We start from the raw sequence: 302 nt of genomic DNA, 5'->3' as shown, positions 1-302 counted from the left end.
GCTCCAGCGCGGCCAGGTTGATCGTGTGTTGCCCTTTGTTGTCCGCGGTGCCCCGCCCAAACCATCGGTCTCCTTCGACCGTGACGTTCCATGGCGACATCTGATCCTGCCACTGTCCGTCATGGCCACGGACGACATCACCGTGCCCGTACATCAGGATCGTCGGAAGCGAGGGGTCCTCCATACGCGTCGCAATCAAACACGGCGCGCTCCCCGCAACCGGGTTCTCGACGATACGAGACTCGAAACCCATACGGTCGATCGACGGCGCGATCTCGTCGACGAGGTAGGCTCGAAGCTCG

1 protein-coding gene is annotated in these 302 nt (G+C 62.6%); it reads right to left on the bottom strand.

Features of this window, described 5'->3' with window-relative positions:
• A partial coding sequence (locus AC3IFE_RS01665; RefSeq protein ID WP_489189401.1) for a M20/M25/M40 family metallo-hydrolase occupies window positions 1-302 on the bottom strand: 302 nt, incomplete at both ends.

The organism is Burkholderia sp. APQ4-4ca (assembly GCF_057837105.1).
This window is presented reverse-complemented; position numbering and strand designations above follow the sequence as displayed.